The sequence below is a fragment of the Rhizobium sp. P44RR-XXIV genome (assembly GCF_001999485.2).
In the GTDB taxonomy this organism is placed as follows: domain Bacteria; phylum Pseudomonadota; class Alphaproteobacteria; order Rhizobiales; family Rhizobiaceae; genus Rhizobium.
Map to the genome: position 1 here is coordinate 675,122 of NZ_MPVZ02000027.1, position 15,097 is coordinate 690,218.

Below are 15,097 nucleotides of genomic sequence, written 5' to 3' on the forward strand. Positions count from 1 at the left end.
ACAATTATCGCAATCCATCTACACTATCGATCGCCGTCTGGCGACGACCGAATGTGATCAAGCGGCCCATTGTTCACGACGGACCGCCTGATTATCCCGCAAACGTACGGGGTGTCTCCGTCGGGGACCGCCTCAGCGGTTTGAGAGCACACTTTCGATCGCGCCGGCCGCCGCCTTGACAACGGTGTCGACTTCGTCCCGCGTCAGGCAAAGTGGGGGCGCAAAGCCGAGAATATCGCCCTGCGGCATGGCGCGGCCGATGACGCCACGTTCGAGCAATGCTGCTGCTACCTGCGGGCCGATCTTCTGCGAGGGGTCAAAGAACTTGCGATCGTCCTTGTCTTCCACAAACTCGACGGCTGCCATCAGCCCTTCGCCGCGAACCTCTCCGACATGTTTGTGACTGCCGACTGCCTTGGCAAGTTCGGAACGAAAGTAGGCACCCGTTGAACCCGCGTTTTCGACGAGGCCAAGTTCGTCAACCAATTCGAGATTGGCGATGCCGGCGGCAGCGCAAATAGGATGTGCCGAGTAGGTCCAGCCATGGCCAATGGCGCCCATCTGGTCGGATCCCTTGACGAGAACCTGCCACATCTCGTCGGAAACGATGCTACCCGAAAGCGGCGCGTAGGCCGAGGTCAGGCCCTTGGCGATGGTGATCAGGGCCGGCTTCATGCCGTAATGATCGGAGCCGAACATGGTCCCGAGACGCCCGAAGCCCGTGACGACTTCGTCGGCGACAAGCAAAACATCGTATTTATCGAGAACGGCCTCGATCTTCCGCCAGTAGGTTTTCGGTGGTGGAACGATGCCGCCGGTGCCGAGGATCGGTTCGCCGATGAAGGCCGCTACCGTCTCAGGGCCTTCAGCAAGGATCAGTTCCTCCAGCTTGTCGGCGCAATGTTGCGCGAACTGTTCTTCACTCATCGACCGGTCCTCCCGGCGGAAGAAATAAGGAGCTTCGGTGTGAAGAATGGGCGCCCGCGGCAGGTCGAAGGCCTTGTGGAAGAGTTCAAGACCGGTGAGGCTGCCCGTCATGACGCCCGAGCCATGGTAGCCGCGCCAGCGCGAGATGATCTTCTTCTTTTCCGGGCGACCGAGAATGTTGTTGTAGTACCAGATCAGCTTGATGTTGGTCTCGTTGGCATCGGAGCCGGAGAGACCGAAATAGACGCGGCTCATGCCTTCGGGCGCACGGTCGATGATCATCTTGGAAAGCGTGATCGATGCCTCCGTGCCATGGCCGACATAGGCGTGATAATAGGCAAGGTTCTTGGCCTGCTCGGCGATTGCGTCGGCGATTTTCTGGCGACCATAGCCGACATTGACGCAATAGAGGCCGGCAAAGGCGTCGAGGCTCCTCCGGCCGTTGGTGTCGGTGATGTAAACGCCATCGGCACCGGTGATAATGCGGGTCGGGGTTTCGCCGCGCGCATGCATTCCCATATGGGTCGAGGGATGGAAGAAATGATCCCGGTCCCAGGCGTTCAGGTCGTTGCGCTTGTCTAGCATGGTTTGGTTCCTTTTTCCGTATCAGGAGCGTCAGGCTGTGGTGTCGACACAGATATATTTGAGCTCGGTGAAGGCCTCGATGCCGTGGCGTGAGCCTTCCCGGCCGAGGCCAGATTGCTTCCAACCACCAAAGGGGATCGGACCACCGGTGATCTTCACGCGGTTCACAGCCACCATGCCGTATTCCAGCGCCCGCCCGAGCCGCATCTGCCGCGCGCCGTTGCTCGTCACCACATAAGCGACAAGACCATATTCCGTGTCGTTGGCGCGAGCGACGACCTCCTCCTCCGTGTCAAAGGCGGTCACAGCCGCAACGGGTCCGAATGTCTCCTCATGCATGATGAGAGCGTCCGTGGAGGGATCGACGAGCAATGTCGGCTGGAAGAAGAGGGGCCCAGCCGAGTGGCGTTTCCCACCAACGACAAGCCTTGCGCCATGCTTCAGGGCGTCGGCGACCTGTTCTTCGACTTTCGCAACAGCTCGCTCGTGCATGAGCGGGCCGATATCGACAGCATCGGTCAGTCCATTGCCGACCTTCAGGGCTTCGATGCGCTTGCGGAACGCGGCAATAAATGCCTCCATGATCGGACGCTGAACGAAGATGCGGTTGGCGGCGAGGCAATCCTGGCCGGAGGTTGCGAACTTGGCGTTAACAGCGATGTCGACAGCGCGATCGAGATCGGCATCGTCGAAAATGACCAAAGGCGCATGACCGCCCAGCTCCATAATGAGGCGCTTCATGGTCGCGGCGCATTGGCCGGCGATGAGCCTGCCGATGTCGGTCGAGCCGGTGAAGCTCAATGCCCTCACTCGCTGATCATCGCAAAAGGCACCGACGATGGTTGCCGCATCGCCCGTAAGCACGTTGAAGACGCCCGCGGGGAGGCCGGCGCGTTCGCCAAGCTCGGCCAGCGCCAGCGCCGACAGGGGTGTTTCGGACGAGGGATGGGCAACAACGGTGCAGCCGGCGGCAAGCGCAGCAGCTGCCTTGCGAGTGATCATGGCGGTCGGAAAGTTCCAGGGTGTAACGATGCCGACAACGCCAAGCGCTTCCCGGCGGACGATCATTTCAGCGCCCGGCAGATGGCTCGTGACACCCTCTGCATTGATGCGCTTGGCTTCCTCGGCATACCACTCAACGAACCCCGCTGCATAATCGATCTCGCCGCGGGATTCGTTGAGCGGCTTACCCTGTTCCAAAGTCATGATCAGCGCCAGATCTTCGCGTGCCTCGATTATCAATTCGTGCCATTTGCGCAGGATGGATGAGCGCTGCTGAGGCAGAAGTAAACGCCATGCAGCAAGAGCTGCAGCCGCTGTGTCAATGGCCTCGTAGGCTTCTCTCTGGTCGAGGCTGGTAACCCAGCCAAGCGTTGCGGCGGATGCGGGATCCGTGACCTCGAAATTCTTGCCAGCCTTGCCTGCGATCCAACAGCCGCCGACATAGGAGAGGTTTCGCAACAAATGCCGGTCGTTCAGTCTCGACAGGGCTTCATGATAACTGGCACGGGCGTGGAGCGCGGTCATCGGCAAGGTCTCTCTTTCCAGATGACACGATGCTCTCACGGATACTCGCGAGACATTGTCTATTGGTCATGGTCTGAAAGGAGAAAAAAGCTAAAGAAGAAAAAGACTGTAGAGAGTTTCTCTATTCCCCGTCAGGAAGTTCGCCGGAAAGAAGATCCCCCACCGGAAGAACGATTTCTTCCTTCACGGTTTTGGTGACGATGTAGGTGAAGTAACGCTCGATGCCGAGATCGCGATCAAGCAGATTGTCGATTAGGCGTTGATAAGCGTCGATATTCGACGTTGTAATCTTCAGGATATAATCCACGCCGCCCCCGACAGCCCAGCAGGCGACGATTTCCGGGATGGACGCAATCGCCCGCTCGAAGCGCTCGAAGTCGGCCTGTCGATGATTGGTCAGGGTGACTTCCACCATGACGCTGGCGACGGACGCCAGCCGGCGTAGGGACAGCTTCGCATGATAACCGGTGATGATTCCTGCTTTTTCCAGCTTGCGCAGGCGCAGCCAGCATGGTGTCGGTGACAGTCCCACCTTGTCCGCCAGTGCAAGTTTGGTGATGCGGCCATCACGTTGAATGGCGTCCAGTATACGCAGGTCGATCGCGTCAAGTTTCATGTTCAAAAGATTGCTTGCACCACTTCAGATCTCAAGACCAATGGCATCTGAAGGTGAGACTGACAAGCATGCTGGCGCTCATGAGCATGATTTAAAGATACCATCTTGTCCGCTTTCAGGAGCACGTCTGCAGCCGCGTCGACCTTGATTGGATGCTTGGGCCTACAAATTTCCAACGAAAGCTGAGCGGAAGCCACAGATAGATGACGGACGCTGCGTTCCTTTTCCTGGCCCACGATGGTGAGCTGGCTAGATTGATTGGCGCCTTCGATTGATCTTCGACGTCGCTGGGTAAGCCCGAACATTGGCCGCGAAGCCTGAAGACAACGATCTCGACGCTGCTCCAATCGCCTGTGCCCATTGTCACCCTGTGGGGTGAGGACGGCATCATGATTTACAACGATGCCTATTCGGAGTTCGCAGCGGCGCGTCATTTGCCGGCAAGCGCCGGAAGGCGGCATGCGCGCCGTCACGTTAAGAGCTCTTTTGGGGGCCGGCATTGAAGGCTTTGGCTGTTGCTTATAGTGTGATGTCAGGATAACCAGTAGCACTGAATTCTGGTAGGATAGCGCTCTCCTGCGAGCATGTCCGCGGCGGCCACATCGAACAGCCTGCAAAAATACAGCGTACTGGATCCCAGCAGAATGCCGCTTCTCGCATCTTTCCATCGCCTTCCGCGTTTCCTCGCGCTGGCTGGCATCCTTCTCGCCTTCAATGCATGTGCCGGACGCCCCGGGCCGGATGTTCTCAAGGTCGTCTCGACAAAGGATGTGAGGACGAAAGAGGTTGCGATCTACACGGCGACGACCCGGGCAAAGGACGAGAAAAACGATAACGGATTTTCGACGGGACGGGCGGAGGATCTGAACTACGCGAAATATACGATATCGATCCCGCCGGACCACAAGGCTTCGACAATCGAGTGGCCGAAAGGCAAGCCGAATGCAAAAACCGATTTCGTTGTCACATCTCAAAGCACGCTGACGGCGCCCGCCTTTAACAAGGATGTCGTCGTTCAACAGGGAAAACGACGGCCTGTCGGCATATTTGTGCATGGATATAACTACACGTTTCAGGAATCGCTTTTCAGGCTGGCGCAGATGGCGGCCGACGCGAACATTGACGCCGTTCCCGTTCTATTCGCCTGGCCATCGCAAGGTGCCCTCACGGGCTACATTGCCGATCGCGAATCCGTGCTCTATTCCCGAGATTATCTCGCCTCGCTTCTGATCTCTCTCTCAGCTGATCAGGCGAACGGCGACCTCATCCTGTTTGGGCACAGTATGGGTGGCTTTTTGATCATGGAGACGGCACGGCAACTCAAACTCGAGGGACGGGATGACGTCTTGTCGCGGCTGAGCATCGTGCTCGCCGCGCCGGACATCGACGCCGATGTTTTTCGAAAGCAGATGGACGTGATTGGGAAAATGAAGATACCGCTCACCCTGCTGGTTTCCAAAGACGATCGCGCGCTTGCCGCTTCCAGTTTTCTTGACGCCGATCATCCAAGAGTAGGCCGCTTTGATATCGATGACCCCCAAATCAGGGAGACTGCAGTTAAATACGGGATCAAGGTCGTTGACATTACCTCGGTCAAGGGGACGGACGGCCTTGGTCATGATCGCTTTGTGAGCCTAGCCAAGCTGTATCCACAACTGGCATCGCTGGACGGTGCAAAAGCGAACCGATCGCCGGCGCAGGTCGGGGCTTTCATTTTCGACGCAGCGGGAGCTACGATCGCCAGTCCCTTTCGATTGGTCAGTAAAGTCGTCAGTCCGCAATAGGGCACTCCGCGGCTTCTCTATCGGAGCTGCGGAAGCGAGCCGCCGTTATGCGTCGGGCGGAATATGGGAATCGACACCCATTGTACGCAAATTGTTGCGAACCTCGATAACACCTGCCACCGATCGGACAAGCGTTTCAACATTTCGAGCCACCCGAGCTGTGTCGACGCTGCCCTCCAAGGTGACGATGCCATTTTCGGCCCTGAGGTCGATACCGTCGGCATCGATATCATTGTCCCCCGCAAGACGCTCCGTTATTTCGGCTTCCAGTTGATCGCTATCTATTCTGTCTGCTGAAAGGGGCCCGAGAGTGTGGGCTGTGTCTTCTTCGGAACCTGTCGCGTCTGCCGCGTCGATGATGAAACCGGAACTAGGCTCTTCGTCGAAGTTTGCAGCGGTGTCACCATATGCCGTGTTCTCGGGGTTGGACGAGGAATTGGCGTCTTCATCCGAATATGGCCATCCTTCGCGCTCATCACGCTCCTCGTAGTCTCGATAATCTTCTTCTCGCGACAACGGCTTCCGTTTATTGGGTTCTTTCATGTCGATCTCCTTCTTGAGGAGGGCCAGAGGATGCACGCACCATCTGACCCGCTAGATCATCCGGTCACGGACCGGCGCGAGGTTGGGGAAGTCAGGTTACCAGTCCCGATCAGGTCTTCCTCTTCGTCGCGTTGGGATCCGCCGAGCGCGGCCGCAGCAGAGGCAATGAATGCGCCGATGAGCAGTGATAGAGCGCCGAGCAATGCAGTTGTAGCAGCCGTTTTACGGGCAGCATCCGCGGCTTTCTGGGCAGCGACTTTGGCATCGTCGATGCGTTTCAGGACGGTGTCCACCCGCGCCTTGGCATCGTCAGTCGACAACCCGGTTCGGGCGGCAACAACCGTGGCAAGGTAGGTCTTGTCGTCGTCGGGAATCTGTCCCTGGACGGCACCGTTCAGCAGAATACCTGAGACCTCGGCAAGTGCGGCATTATCATCGCTCGTGACGCGTTGCGGGTTTTTGTCGGGGCGCAGCAATGCGTCGGCAAAATAGGATACCGAAGGATTTGCAGTCGAAGAAGCAGAAGGCGTGGCGGTGACGGCCGTTGATGCTGCAGCACCGATTGCCCGACTGCCGGTGGCGGCGAGCGACGTCAACGACAAGGCAATGAAACCTGCGACAAACAGGGTAGCCAGAGCCCAACTGATGAAACCGTGAGCGGTGTCCCGGAAGAATACCTCGTCAGTGTGAACCGCAGCCCATTTTGTTCGAAGTCGACCAGTGAGATAACCTCCGAGTGCGGATGAAAGCCACTGCACGATCACGAGCCATATTGCGGACGAGATCGCTAGCGAGCCAACCGATGCGCTTTGACCCTGCCAGGGAGAGACCATGGTCAGCCCCACGCCGCTACCAAGCAAGAGCAGAATGAGGCTGATGCCTGTCGCAGCAACGGCGCCGCCGATGATCGGGCCCCATGTCAGTGCCGATTGTGAGGATTCGACGGGGATTGCACCCGGCGCGTCTGAAATTGACATGCTCGTCTCCTATCGCATGAAGATAACGAGGAGGATGACGATAGGGAGTGGAATACCCAGTAGCCAAAGAAGAATGCCGCGACCCATGACTGTAAACTCCTCTAAAGATTTTGATTTTCTTCATGTCAGCAACGCGGACGGCAACTGCTTGTTCCCTTCTAGGAAACAATTGACCGTTTCGAATCTCCGCCGTCGTCTTGCCGGCTTTCGAGTTGCGATCACCGCATGCATCACTATCTGCCGGCCCGCGGCGGATCAGAGCACGAGGTCGCGATAAGGTAAGACACGAGTTACGGAGACGCTTGTGACACCGGAGGCAAGGCAGCCGTGCAGCTGGTCCGGTCCGGTGCAAAGACCATTCCTGGAGAACCTACGGATTTCCGTTGTCTTTGCTTTTATTGCCAGTGCGGTCCTTTTTGGCCTTCGCTTCAATCGCCAAGGCTTCATCGGCCTCCTTTTCAGTTTCTTCATGCTGATCTTCGGCTCGCTGCCAGTGATCAAGGTCACGCCCTTCTGGCCGTCCCTCTTCCTCCCAGATCCGATAGGCTCGTTCGCGGCGACTTTCTTCGCTGTTGTCCATTGAATTTGCTCCTTGTTGTCCGGATACGGATTCGATCCTGCCAAGTCCGAGGACGGGCATTTTTTAAGGCCATGAATTCTGACGTATGACTGGGGAGGGCGTGTCTTGCCGTCCCTTATCGATGCGGCATATCTTTCGTCAGCTCATGGAAAGAGGGTGCGCGACGTTTTGCCTTCATGAGCAAATCGAGTTCGATCGCCGAAGGCCCGAACCGGACGAAGAGATTTTCGGCGATATCGTCGTCGAGGCCGTACTTCTTCTGGAATTCCGCCAATGAATAGGGAGCTCCCCTTGTCGGTCGGCGTCGCAAAGCCTGCTGTGTTTCCATCCCTGAATCTCCTTGTTGTGACCATGCAAATCGATGGGGCGGCTGAAAGTTCCCTCCTGATCAAAATACAACTGCAGGCATTTGGAATACCATCCAGGTCGGCGTCCAAGTTCCTGCAGTTGCATTCTTTTTACCTGCCCTAGGCTTTCTGGAACAAACAGCCATGTCGCACACTTCACTGGCACCGCGACCGACAAATCGTCCAGTCCCGGCTTCTGCTGGGAGGCAGCCATGAGCGGTTATCAAATGGACGACAAAAGTGCTGTGGTGGAGTCTTCAAAACCGAGAATTCTGGAAATTCTCGGGCCAGGTTTGGTGACTGGTGCCTCGGACGACGATCCGAGCGGAATAGCGACATATTCACAAGCCGGAGCGCAGTTCGGCTACACGGCTAGCTGGACCCTGATCTTCACCTATCCACTGATGGTGGCGATCCAGATCATCAGTGCCCGTATCGGCAGGACCACGGGGCGGGGATTGGCCGGCAGCATGGCGAAATGCTATCCGGGCTGGGTCGGCATGGCTATCACCGTCCCGCTTCTGATTGCCAATATCATCAATCTTGGCGCTGACCTCGGGGCGATGGGCGACGCGGCGAAGCTGTTGGTGAATGGCTATGCGCTCTTCTATGTCGCCGCTTTCGGCGTCATATGTGTCCTTCTGCAGGTGCTACTTAAATACAAGCGCTACGTCGCGGTTTTGAAGTGGTTGAGCCTGGCATTGCTGTCCTACATTGCGACGCTGTTCGTCGTGCATGTCGACTGGTCGAGCTTTGGGCGCGGACTGGTGCTGCCGACATTCAAGATGGATCCAAGTTATTGGTCAATGATCGTAGCGATTTTCGGGACGACCATCAGCCCCTATCTGTTTTTCTGGCAGGCCCCGCAGGAGGCAGAGGATCTGAAGGAAAAGCCGAAAGAGGAGGCGCTGACCGAACATCCAAAGGAAGCAAGGAAGGCGAATACCAGGATTACCTTGGACACGCTGATAGGCATGGCGGCATCCAATGTCGTCGCACTGGCTATCATCACGACAACGGCCGCCACCCTCAACAAGGCGGGCAAGACGAATATCGAGAGTTCCATCGATGCGGCGAAAGCCATCGAACCGCTTGCCGGGCATTTCGCTAAAATTATCTTCGCGACTGGCATTATAGGAACCGGTCTTCTGGCCGTGCCAGTTCTTGCTGGATCGGCGGCATATGCCGTAGGCGAAGCCGCGCGCTGGAAAGTGGGGCTGTCGCGTGAGCCGAGCGAGGCAAAGGCCTTCTATACCACCGTCGGGCTGGCGACTGTCATTGGTATGCTGCTGAATTTTACCCCTATCCCGCCGATGAAAGCGCTGTTCTGGAGTGCCGTGATCAACGGAGTGGTCGCTGTTCCCGTCATGGTCATTCTGATGCTGATCGCGTCCAATCAAAAGGTCATGAAGCAGTTTGTCATCGGCAGAGGCTTGAGGGTTTTGGGTTGGGCGTCATGCCTCGCCATGTTCTTGGCAGTTGTCGGTATGGCAGTGACGGCTTTTTTCTGAAAGCGGCCGTTGCTAGGCCTCATTAAACTCGTCAAGTCAGAGAGGCAGACATGTTCGACGGCTTTGAGCTTGCCATGATCGATGTGGGGGCGGGGACCTTGCGTGTTCGATATGGAGGCTCGGGACCGCCGCTGCTGTTACTCCATGGGCATCCTCGCACGCACATGACATGGGGCAGCGTGGCCGATCTGCTTTCGCCGCACTTCACCGTGATCTGTCCCGATCTAAGAGGCTTTGGCAAGTCGTTTCAGCCTGCGGACGAAAAAGACAACAATGGTTCGTCAAAGCGCGCCAAGGCGGGCGATTGTCGCAATCTCATGAACGCGCTCGGGCATGACAAGTTTGCGGTGGCCGGACATGACCGCGGCAGCTATGTGGCCTTTCGGCTGGCGATGGATTTTCCCGACATCATCGAGAAGGTCGCCGTTATCGACAGCATTCCCATCATCGAACATCTCGACAGAATGGACTGGCAGTTTGCGCGCGATTGGTATCACTGGTTCTTCTTCGCGCAGCCGGAAAAGCCCGAGCGAGCGATCAATGCCAAACCGCTGGCATGGTACGACAAGATTGTTCCAGACATGATGGGGCACGATGCCTATGCCGATCTTCTCGCTGTGATCCATGATCCCGCTGTTGTTCACGGCATGATCGAGGATTATCGGGCCGGACTTACCGTGGATCGGGAGCACGAACTGGAAGACCGGGCGGCTGGAAGAAAGATTGCCTGTCCCTTGCTCTGTCTATGGTCGAGCCGCGACGATCTGGCGGTGCATTTCGGCGACCCTCTGGCGATATGGCACTCATGGGCCAACAATGTTCGCGGCCACGCTATCGACAGCGGCCACCATATTGCGGAGGAGAATCCGACCGCTCTTTCGAACGCGCTGCTGCATTTCTTTCGAGAGCGCTGAGCATTGACACCGGTTCGCCTGGTATCGAGTGGTTCGGCTTGAATAGCTCCAGGGAACTCGCGAGGCTTACCGGAGTTATGGAGAGCATGGACCAGATGATCTCCACCGTTGATATTGCGATCCCTGCGGCCGAAGCGGCACTTTCCTCTGGACTCATTTATATCTCCGATCTGGAAAATGGCATCAGTCGGAGGCAGGGAGCGAATGGGTTTCGCTATTATATGCCGGACGGGCGCCGGATCACCAGCATCAAAGAAATCGCCCGTCTGAACGCATTGGCCATTCCTCCGGCCTATGTGGATGTCGTGATCTCGGAAAATCCTCGCTCTCACCTGCAGGCGATCGGAACAGATGCCCGCGGTCGCAAGCAATATCGCTACCATGCGGATTGGCATTCAGAGCGTGGTCGCGCCAAATTCGACCAACTCGTCGCGTTCGCTGATCGTCTTCCCGATATCCGGGAGAGGGTTGACGCCGATCTGCGTTCTCGCGGCCTGACCATGAACAAGGCCTTGGCGACATTGGTCTGGATGTTGGACAATCTCTACATTCGCGTCGGCAACGCAGCATATGCGGAAGCAAATAGATCCTATGGCCTCACCACCCTTAGAAATCGTCATGTCCATGTCGAGGGAGGACGCGTCAGATTTCGCTTCAAGGGGAAGTCCGGCAAGGAATGGAATCTCGTCCATACCGATCGTCGAATTGCCAATGTCGTGCGACGCTTGCAGGAGCTACCCGGACAGCAGCTTTTCCAATATGTCAGCGAAGAAGGTAGTTTCCGGCAAATTTCCTCGCAGGATGTGAACGCCTATATCCGGGAAGCCTCCGGAGGTGAGTTCACCTCTCGTCAATTCAGAACCTGGGGCGCTACCTGCATGGCAGCGGTGCTACTCGCGCCGTTGGAGGTCGAATCATCGGAACGAGCCATCGCGCGCCAGATCAACGAGGCGATTGATATCGTCGCATCAAGGCTCGTCAACACGCGCTCCGTCTGCAGATCCTCCTATATCCATCCAGCGGTCTTCGGCGACTTTAAGCGCGGGAATCTGCGCGCGCTTTTGAAGATTCGGACAGACAGCGAGCGCTTGCTTCAATGGATGGACCTGGAAGAGATTCGCGTCCGGCGCTGGCTCAAGAGGCGGGCTGAAGCAACCTCCCGCCAAGCAGGCGACTTCGTGGGTCACGCCAACGATCTTGTCGTCTGCAGATCGCCCTAGGCAGGAACCCCATGCGCACCATGATGCTTATCATTTTCGGCGTGCTGGTCGCCTCCGTCCTGGCCATTCTCGTCATCAAGCCGTTTAGCTCGACCGACGGCCGAGACCCTGGTGCCGTCACGCATGGCCCTATCGAACAACCGGAGCCGAAACCTTGACCTTAAGGGTCTAAGGCTTAACGCTCGCGCTCATTGAGGTCGATCTGGCCTTTCTCAGCCAGGATAGGCAACGCGATGTAATGTTGTGTCTCGTTCATTTCCTGCACAGTGACCAGCGTCCCGCCGCGCTCGAGTGCGGCTGCATACGCGGCTCGTTGTTCTTCGTGAAAGAATATTCCCGTGAGGGCATCCAGAAAACCGAGATGGTCGACAGGGTCGGCATTCGGGCGGTTGCCTGGTGTCATGGTGACGGCGTCTCTGGGTATGCCGGCATCTATAAGCGCTTGCACTGCAGCTTCCGCATCATATTCATCGTCGAAAAATGCAGTGAGTGCATAGGAGCCGACCTTGCTTTCGTTGCTCATGATACTTCCTCCATTCGTATGGTCTTCCAGACATAACGAAGGGCGGGGGTGAGGGTTCCCAAAGGAGAAGACCACGGCGGGGATGGAACAAATTGAACCGCGATCAGTTCGTCTTGGGATTAGCCCGAAACCATTGCGAGCCTCCCCCCAATGCTCGAGAGACTTACTTTTTGCCGCGCAGGCCCTTCGTCTGAATATGAGCACGCGCAATTCAGCGCGCACGGCCAAAGTTTCCTTCAGCACTGATCCGTCGCTCGCAAGCGAACCCCAGAAGACAGGTCATATCATGGCTGACAATCAATCGACTACGATGGACATGCCGCAGGACAGACCGATGCGAAAGGCCGCCGGCGAAGCGGATCGCCAACCGACCGCCTCACAAGCGAAACAACCATCATTCATCCGCCGTCACCCTTTCTGGATCGTGCTCGGCATTGTCGTGGTTGCAGTCTTGATTGTTGCGTCATGGTTCGCCTGGAAGATCTATTTTTACCCCTATGAATCGACCGATGATGCCTTCGTCGATGCGCGCAGCTTCTCGGTTGCCTCCAAGGTTTCAGGTTATGTCGCCGATGTTCCGGTCACCGATAACCAGCATGTCCAGGCCGGCGATGTTATCCTGAAGATCGCCCCGCGCGATTATCAGATCGCTCTTGACCAAGCGAACGGGCAGGTGGAGGTTGCCAAGGCCTCTGTTGACAGCGCAAGTGCGCAAATCGAGGCTTCAAACGCCTCTGTCGACGTTGCGAAGGCGCAGCAGAATTCGGCGGAAGCCGCCCTTCAATATGCGCAGCAGGAAGCCACTCGCCAGCAGCAACTGAGCAAGACCGGATCCGGCAGCGTCCAGTCCGTGCAGCAGGCAACGGCGACGCTTCAGCAGGACCAGGCGAGCCTTGCACAGATGCAGGCGAACATCACTTCGGCGCTGAAAAACAAAGTCGTCTCCGAGGCCCAGAAATCCAGTGCGCTCGCGAGCCTCAAGCAAGCGCAGGCGCAAGCCGAGGAGGCCCAGCAAAACCTGAGCTACACGACAATTACCGCAGCCCAACCGGGTCGTGTCGTTCGCCTCACGGGCGCCAAGGGACAATATATCGATGCCGGTCAGGCCATCTCGATGTTCGTGCCCGACGAGATCTGGATCACGGCAAACTTCAAGGAGACGCAACTGACGGATATGAGGCCTGGCCAGCCCGTGGATGTCACGCTCGACGCCTATCCCGATCAGACGATGCACGGCAAGGTCGCCTCCGTCCAGCCCGGATCCGGCACTGCCTTCTCGCTGCTTCCTGCCGAAAACGCTACCGGCAACTATGTGAAGGTTACCCAGCGCGTGCCGGTCAAGATCACCGTCGACCAATGGCCGGCGGACGTGGCCATTGGTCCCGGCATGTCTGTGGTCCCGACGGTAACGGTTCGCCCGAGGACTTAGGATGAGCGGGGCAAGCACAGCAGACGGAGCCGCCTCATCATCCCCCCGCGCCATCAATCCCTGGCTGATCGCGATGGTCGTGTCGCTGGCGACGTTCATGGAGGTGCTGGACACCACGATTGCCAATGTCGCGCTTCGTTATATCTCAGGCGGCCTTGCCGTCAGCTCCGACGAGGCGTCGTGGGTGGTGACGACCTATTTGGTATCCAACGCCATCGTGCTTGTCGCCAGCAGCTATCTTTCGGAACGTTTCGGGCGGCGGCGGTTCTATCTCCTGTGTCTCGCCACATTCACGATCGCCTCGGTTCTGTGCGGCCTTTCCTGGAATCTGCAGACATTGCTGCTGTTCCGGGTCATCCAGGGGTTCGCCGGCGGCGGCATGATCCCGACCTCGCAGGCGATCCTCGCCGATGCCTTTCCGCCGGCAAAGCGAGGACAGGCCTTCGCACTCTTCGGTGTCGCCGTCGTGGTCGCGCCAGTTGTGGGGCCGACGCTGGGCGGTTATCTATCGGATAATTTCTCCTGGCACTGGTGCTTCCTCATCAACGGCCCCGTCGGCATTTTTGCGTTCGCGCTCGTCTATGCCCTGTTGAAGGAGACGCCGGAAATCGAACGGAAGCGCCAGGAGTTTCGCAAAAGCGGTGTCCGTTTTGATCTCGTCGGCTTCCTCCTGGTTGCCACCTTTCTCGGCTCGCTCGAACTCACCCTCGATCGCGGGCAGACCGAGGATTGGTTCGGCTCCGGCTTCATCATCTCGACGACGGTAATATGCGTTCTGGCGTTCCTTCTGGCCATCCCCTGGGTCTTGACCAAGGCCAATCCGATCATCGACGGGTGGCTGCTCGGCACGCGGCAATTCGGGGCCTGCTTCATCGTCATGATGGCAACCGGTGCCATCCTGATCGCCACCACGCAATTTATCCCGCAGGTGGTGCAGGAGAATTACGGATATACCGCCACCTGGGCCGGTCTCGCCCTGTCACCCGGCGGCCTCGTCACCATGGCGATGATGTTTGTCGCGGGGCGCCTCAGTTCGGTGATCCAACCGAAATACATGATCGCGGTCGGTGCGGCGATCATCGCGGTGTCCATGTGGCAGCTAACCTCGCTCTATCCTGGCCTCAACTTCGGCTTCTTCGTCTGGTCCCGCCTTTATATCGGACTTGGCCTGCCGTTGATTTTCATCCCGATCACCTCAGCCTCCTATTATGGCCTTCGGCCAGACCAGACCAATCAGGCGTCGGCCATGATCAATGCTGGCCGTAACATCGGCGGCTCGATCGGCGTATGCATCGCATCCAACGTGCTGGCGCACCGCCAGCAATGGCATCAAAGTCGGCTTGTCGAGCATGTCGTGCCATCCTCGCCGGCCTATCATGAGACACTGCAGACCATGTCGCGCTATTTTGCCGAAAAGGGGGCGACCACGGCGGATGCGCAGGCACAGGCCACTGCCTGGATCGGGCAGCAGGTGCAGACCCAGGCGAGCTTTCTGGCCTATATTGACGTTTTCCATGTGTTGATGCTGATCGTACTGTGCGCCATCCCGCTCGCCCTGATCCTCAGCAATGTCGATTTGAAGGAAGGTGGCGGCGGAGGCGTGCATTGAGCCGG

15 protein-coding genes are annotated in these 15,097 nt (G+C 57.6%); 7 read left to right on the forward strand and 8 right to left on the reverse strand.

The features are described 5' to 3' along the window. Positions 1 to 132: 132 nt before the first annotated feature. The 3 genes from BSK43_RS15430 to BSK43_RS15440 form a co-directional block, all read right to left on the reverse strand. Positions 133 to 1,512 (reverse strand): aspartate aminotransferase family protein, encoded by a 1,380-nt coding sequence (locus BSK43_RS15430; RefSeq protein ID WP_077472304.1) that lies wholly within the window; start codon positions 1,510 to 1,512, stop codon positions 133 to 135. 30 nt (positions 1,513 to 1,542) lie between these two features. After that, a complete protein-coding gene (locus tag BSK43_RS15435) occupies positions 1,543 to 3,039 on the reverse strand; it encodes an NAD-dependent succinate-semialdehyde dehydrogenase (protein WP_077472303.1) in 1,497 nt (498 codons plus the stop codon). A 121-nt stretch (positions 3,040 to 3,160) separates the two neighbouring features. Next, positions 3,161 to 3,655 (reverse strand): Lrp/AsnC family transcriptional regulator, encoded by a 495-nt coding sequence (locus tag BSK43_RS15440; protein ID WP_068396503.1) that lies wholly within the window; start codon positions 3,653 to 3,655, stop codon positions 3,161 to 3,163. Between the two features lie 584 nt (positions 3,656 to 4,239). Here BSK43_RS15440 and BSK43_RS15450 point away from each other — a divergent pair. Further along, positions 4,240 to 5,439 carry an alpha/beta fold hydrolase gene (locus BSK43_RS15450; protein ID WP_246662589.1) on the forward strand — a complete coding sequence of 400 codons (1,200 nt, stop codon included), beginning with the start codon at positions 4,240 to 4,242 and terminating at the stop codon, positions 5,437 to 5,439. Between the two features lie 45 nt (positions 5,440 to 5,484). Here BSK43_RS15450 and BSK43_RS15455 read toward each other — a convergent pair whose 3' ends face one another. The 4 genes from BSK43_RS15455 to BSK43_RS15470 form a co-directional block, all read right to left on the reverse strand. Continuing rightward, positions 5,485 to 5,982: a BON domain-containing protein gene (locus BSK43_RS15455; protein ID WP_077472301.1), complete on the reverse strand. Its 498-nt coding sequence runs from the start codon at positions 5,980 to 5,982 to the stop codon at positions 5,485 to 5,487. A gap of 56 nt (positions 5,983 to 6,038) precedes the next feature. Next, complete coding sequence (locus BSK43_RS15460) at positions 6,039 to 6,959, reverse strand: hypothetical protein (protein WP_077472300.1); 921 nt, start codon at positions 6,957 to 6,959, stop codon at positions 6,039 to 6,041. Between the two features lie 370 nt (positions 6,960 to 7,329). Continuing rightward, positions 7,330 to 7,539 (reverse strand): DUF2934 domain-containing protein, encoded by a 210-nt coding sequence (locus BSK43_RS15465; RefSeq protein WP_077472299.1) that lies wholly within the window; start codon positions 7,537 to 7,539, stop codon positions 7,330 to 7,332. 115 nt (positions 7,540 to 7,654) lie between these two features. Beyond that, positions 7,655 to 7,867, reverse strand: a complete 213-nt coding sequence (locus tag BSK43_RS15470) for a hypothetical protein (RefSeq protein ID WP_077472298.1) — start codon at positions 7,865 to 7,867, stop codon at positions 7,655 to 7,657. 246 nt (positions 7,868 to 8,113) lie between these two features. Between BSK43_RS15470 and BSK43_RS15475 the strand changes: the two genes are divergently transcribed. The 4 genes from BSK43_RS15475 to BSK43_RS35095 all read left to right on the forward strand — a co-directional run bounded on the left by BSK43_RS15475 (position 8,114) and on the right by BSK43_RS35095 (position 11,689). Beyond that, complete coding sequence (locus BSK43_RS15475) at positions 8,114 to 9,397, forward strand: divalent metal cation transporter (RefSeq protein WP_136687051.1); 1,284 nt, start codon at positions 8,114 to 8,116, stop codon at positions 9,395 to 9,397. Positions 9,398 to 9,447: 50 nt separating this feature from the next. After that, on the forward strand, positions 9,448 to 10,311 hold the full coding sequence (locus tag BSK43_RS15480) for an alpha/beta hydrolase (protein WP_077472296.1): 864 nt from the start codon (positions 9,448 to 9,450) through the stop codon (positions 10,309 to 10,311). Between the two features lie 86 nt (positions 10,312 to 10,397). After that, positions 10,398 to 11,531 (forward strand): DNA topoisomerase IB, encoded by a 1,134-nt coding sequence (locus tag BSK43_RS15485; protein ID WP_077472295.1) that lies wholly within the window; start codon positions 10,398 to 10,400, stop codon positions 11,529 to 11,531. 20 nt (positions 11,532 to 11,551) lie between these two features. Continuing rightward, complete coding sequence (locus BSK43_RS35095; RefSeq protein WP_205910631.1) at positions 11,552 to 11,689, forward strand: hypothetical protein; 138 nt, start codon at positions 11,552 to 11,554, stop codon at positions 11,687 to 11,689. Positions 11,690 to 11,706: 17 nt separating this feature from the next. Here BSK43_RS35095 and BSK43_RS15490 read toward each other — a convergent pair whose 3' ends face one another. Further along, positions 11,707 to 12,054, reverse strand: a complete 348-nt coding sequence (locus tag BSK43_RS15490) for a hypothetical protein (protein WP_077472294.1) — start codon at positions 12,052 to 12,054, stop codon at positions 11,707 to 11,709. A 286-nt stretch (positions 12,055 to 12,340) separates the two neighbouring features. On the opposite strand from BSK43_RS15490, the gene BSK43_RS15495 reads away from it, so the two are divergent. Both BSK43_RS15495 and BSK43_RS15500 read left to right on the forward strand, forming a co-directional pair. After that, positions 12,341 to 13,483: an HlyD family secretion protein gene (locus tag BSK43_RS15495; RefSeq protein ID WP_077472355.1), complete on the forward strand. Its 1,143-nt coding sequence runs from the start codon at positions 12,341 to 12,343 to the stop codon at positions 13,481 to 13,483. A gap of 1 nt (position 13,484) precedes the next feature. After that, positions 13,485 to 15,092 (forward strand): DHA2 family efflux MFS transporter permease subunit, encoded by a 1,608-nt coding sequence (locus tag BSK43_RS15500; protein ID WP_077472293.1) that lies wholly within the window; start codon positions 13,485 to 13,487, stop codon positions 15,090 to 15,092. The last annotated feature ends 5 nt before the right edge of the window (positions 15,093 to 15,097 follow it).

Excerpts from the sequence above, each read along its gene's own strand:
- BSK43_RS15470 (WP_077472298.1), bottom strand. The coding sequence starts at position 7,867 with ATGGAAACACAGCAGGCTTTGCGACGCCGACCGACAAGGGGAGCTCCC.
- BSK43_RS15485 (WP_077472295.1), top strand. The coding sequence starts at position 10,398 with ATGGACCAGATGATCTCCACCGTTGATATTGCGATCCCTGCGGCCGAA.
- BSK43_RS15500 (WP_077472293.1), top strand. The coding sequence starts at position 13,485 with ATGAGCGGGGCAAGCACAGCAGACGGAGCCGCCTCATCATCCCCCCGC.
- BSK43_RS15480 (WP_077472296.1), top strand. The coding sequence starts at position 9,448 with ATGTTCGACGGCTTTGAGCTTGCCATGATCGATGTGGGGGCGGGGACC.
- BSK43_RS15460 (WP_077472300.1), bottom strand. The coding sequence starts at position 6,959 with ATGTCAATTTCAGACGCGCCGGGTGCAATCCCCGTCGAATCCTCACAA.
- BSK43_RS35095 (WP_205910631.1), top strand. The coding sequence starts at position 11,552 with ATGATGCTTATCATTTTCGGCGTGCTGGTCGCCTCCGTCCTGGCCATT.
- BSK43_RS15440 (WP_068396503.1), bottom strand. The coding sequence starts at position 3,655 with ATGAAACTTGACGCGATCGACCTGCGTATACTGGACGCCATTCAACGT.
- BSK43_RS15465 (WP_077472299.1), bottom strand. The coding sequence starts at position 7,539 with ATGGACAACAGCGAAGAAAGTCGCCGCGAACGAGCCTATCGGATCTGG.
- BSK43_RS15450 (WP_246662589.1), top strand. The coding sequence starts at position 4,240 with ATGTCCGCGGCGGCCACATCGAACAGCCTGCAAAAATACAGCGTACTG.
- BSK43_RS15455 (WP_077472301.1), bottom strand. The coding sequence starts at position 5,982 with ATGAAAGAACCCAATAAACGGAAGCCGTTGTCGCGAGAAGAAGATTAT.
- BSK43_RS15490 (WP_077472294.1), bottom strand. The coding sequence starts at position 12,054 with ATGAGCAACGAAAGCAAGGTCGGCTCCTATGCACTCACTGCATTTTTC.
- BSK43_RS15435 (WP_077472303.1), bottom strand. The coding sequence starts at position 3,039 with ATGACCGCGCTCCACGCCCGTGCCAGTTATCATGAAGCCCTGTCGAGA.
- BSK43_RS15430 (WP_077472304.1), bottom strand. The coding sequence starts at position 1,512 with ATGCTAGACAAGCGCAACGACCTGAACGCCTGGGACCGGGATCATTTC.
- BSK43_RS15495 (WP_077472355.1), top strand. The coding sequence starts at position 12,341 with ATGGCTGACAATCAATCGACTACGATGGACATGCCGCAGGACAGACCG.
- BSK43_RS15475 (WP_136687051.1), top strand. The coding sequence starts at position 8,114 with ATGGACGACAAAAGTGCTGTGGTGGAGTCTTCAAAACCGAGAATTCTG.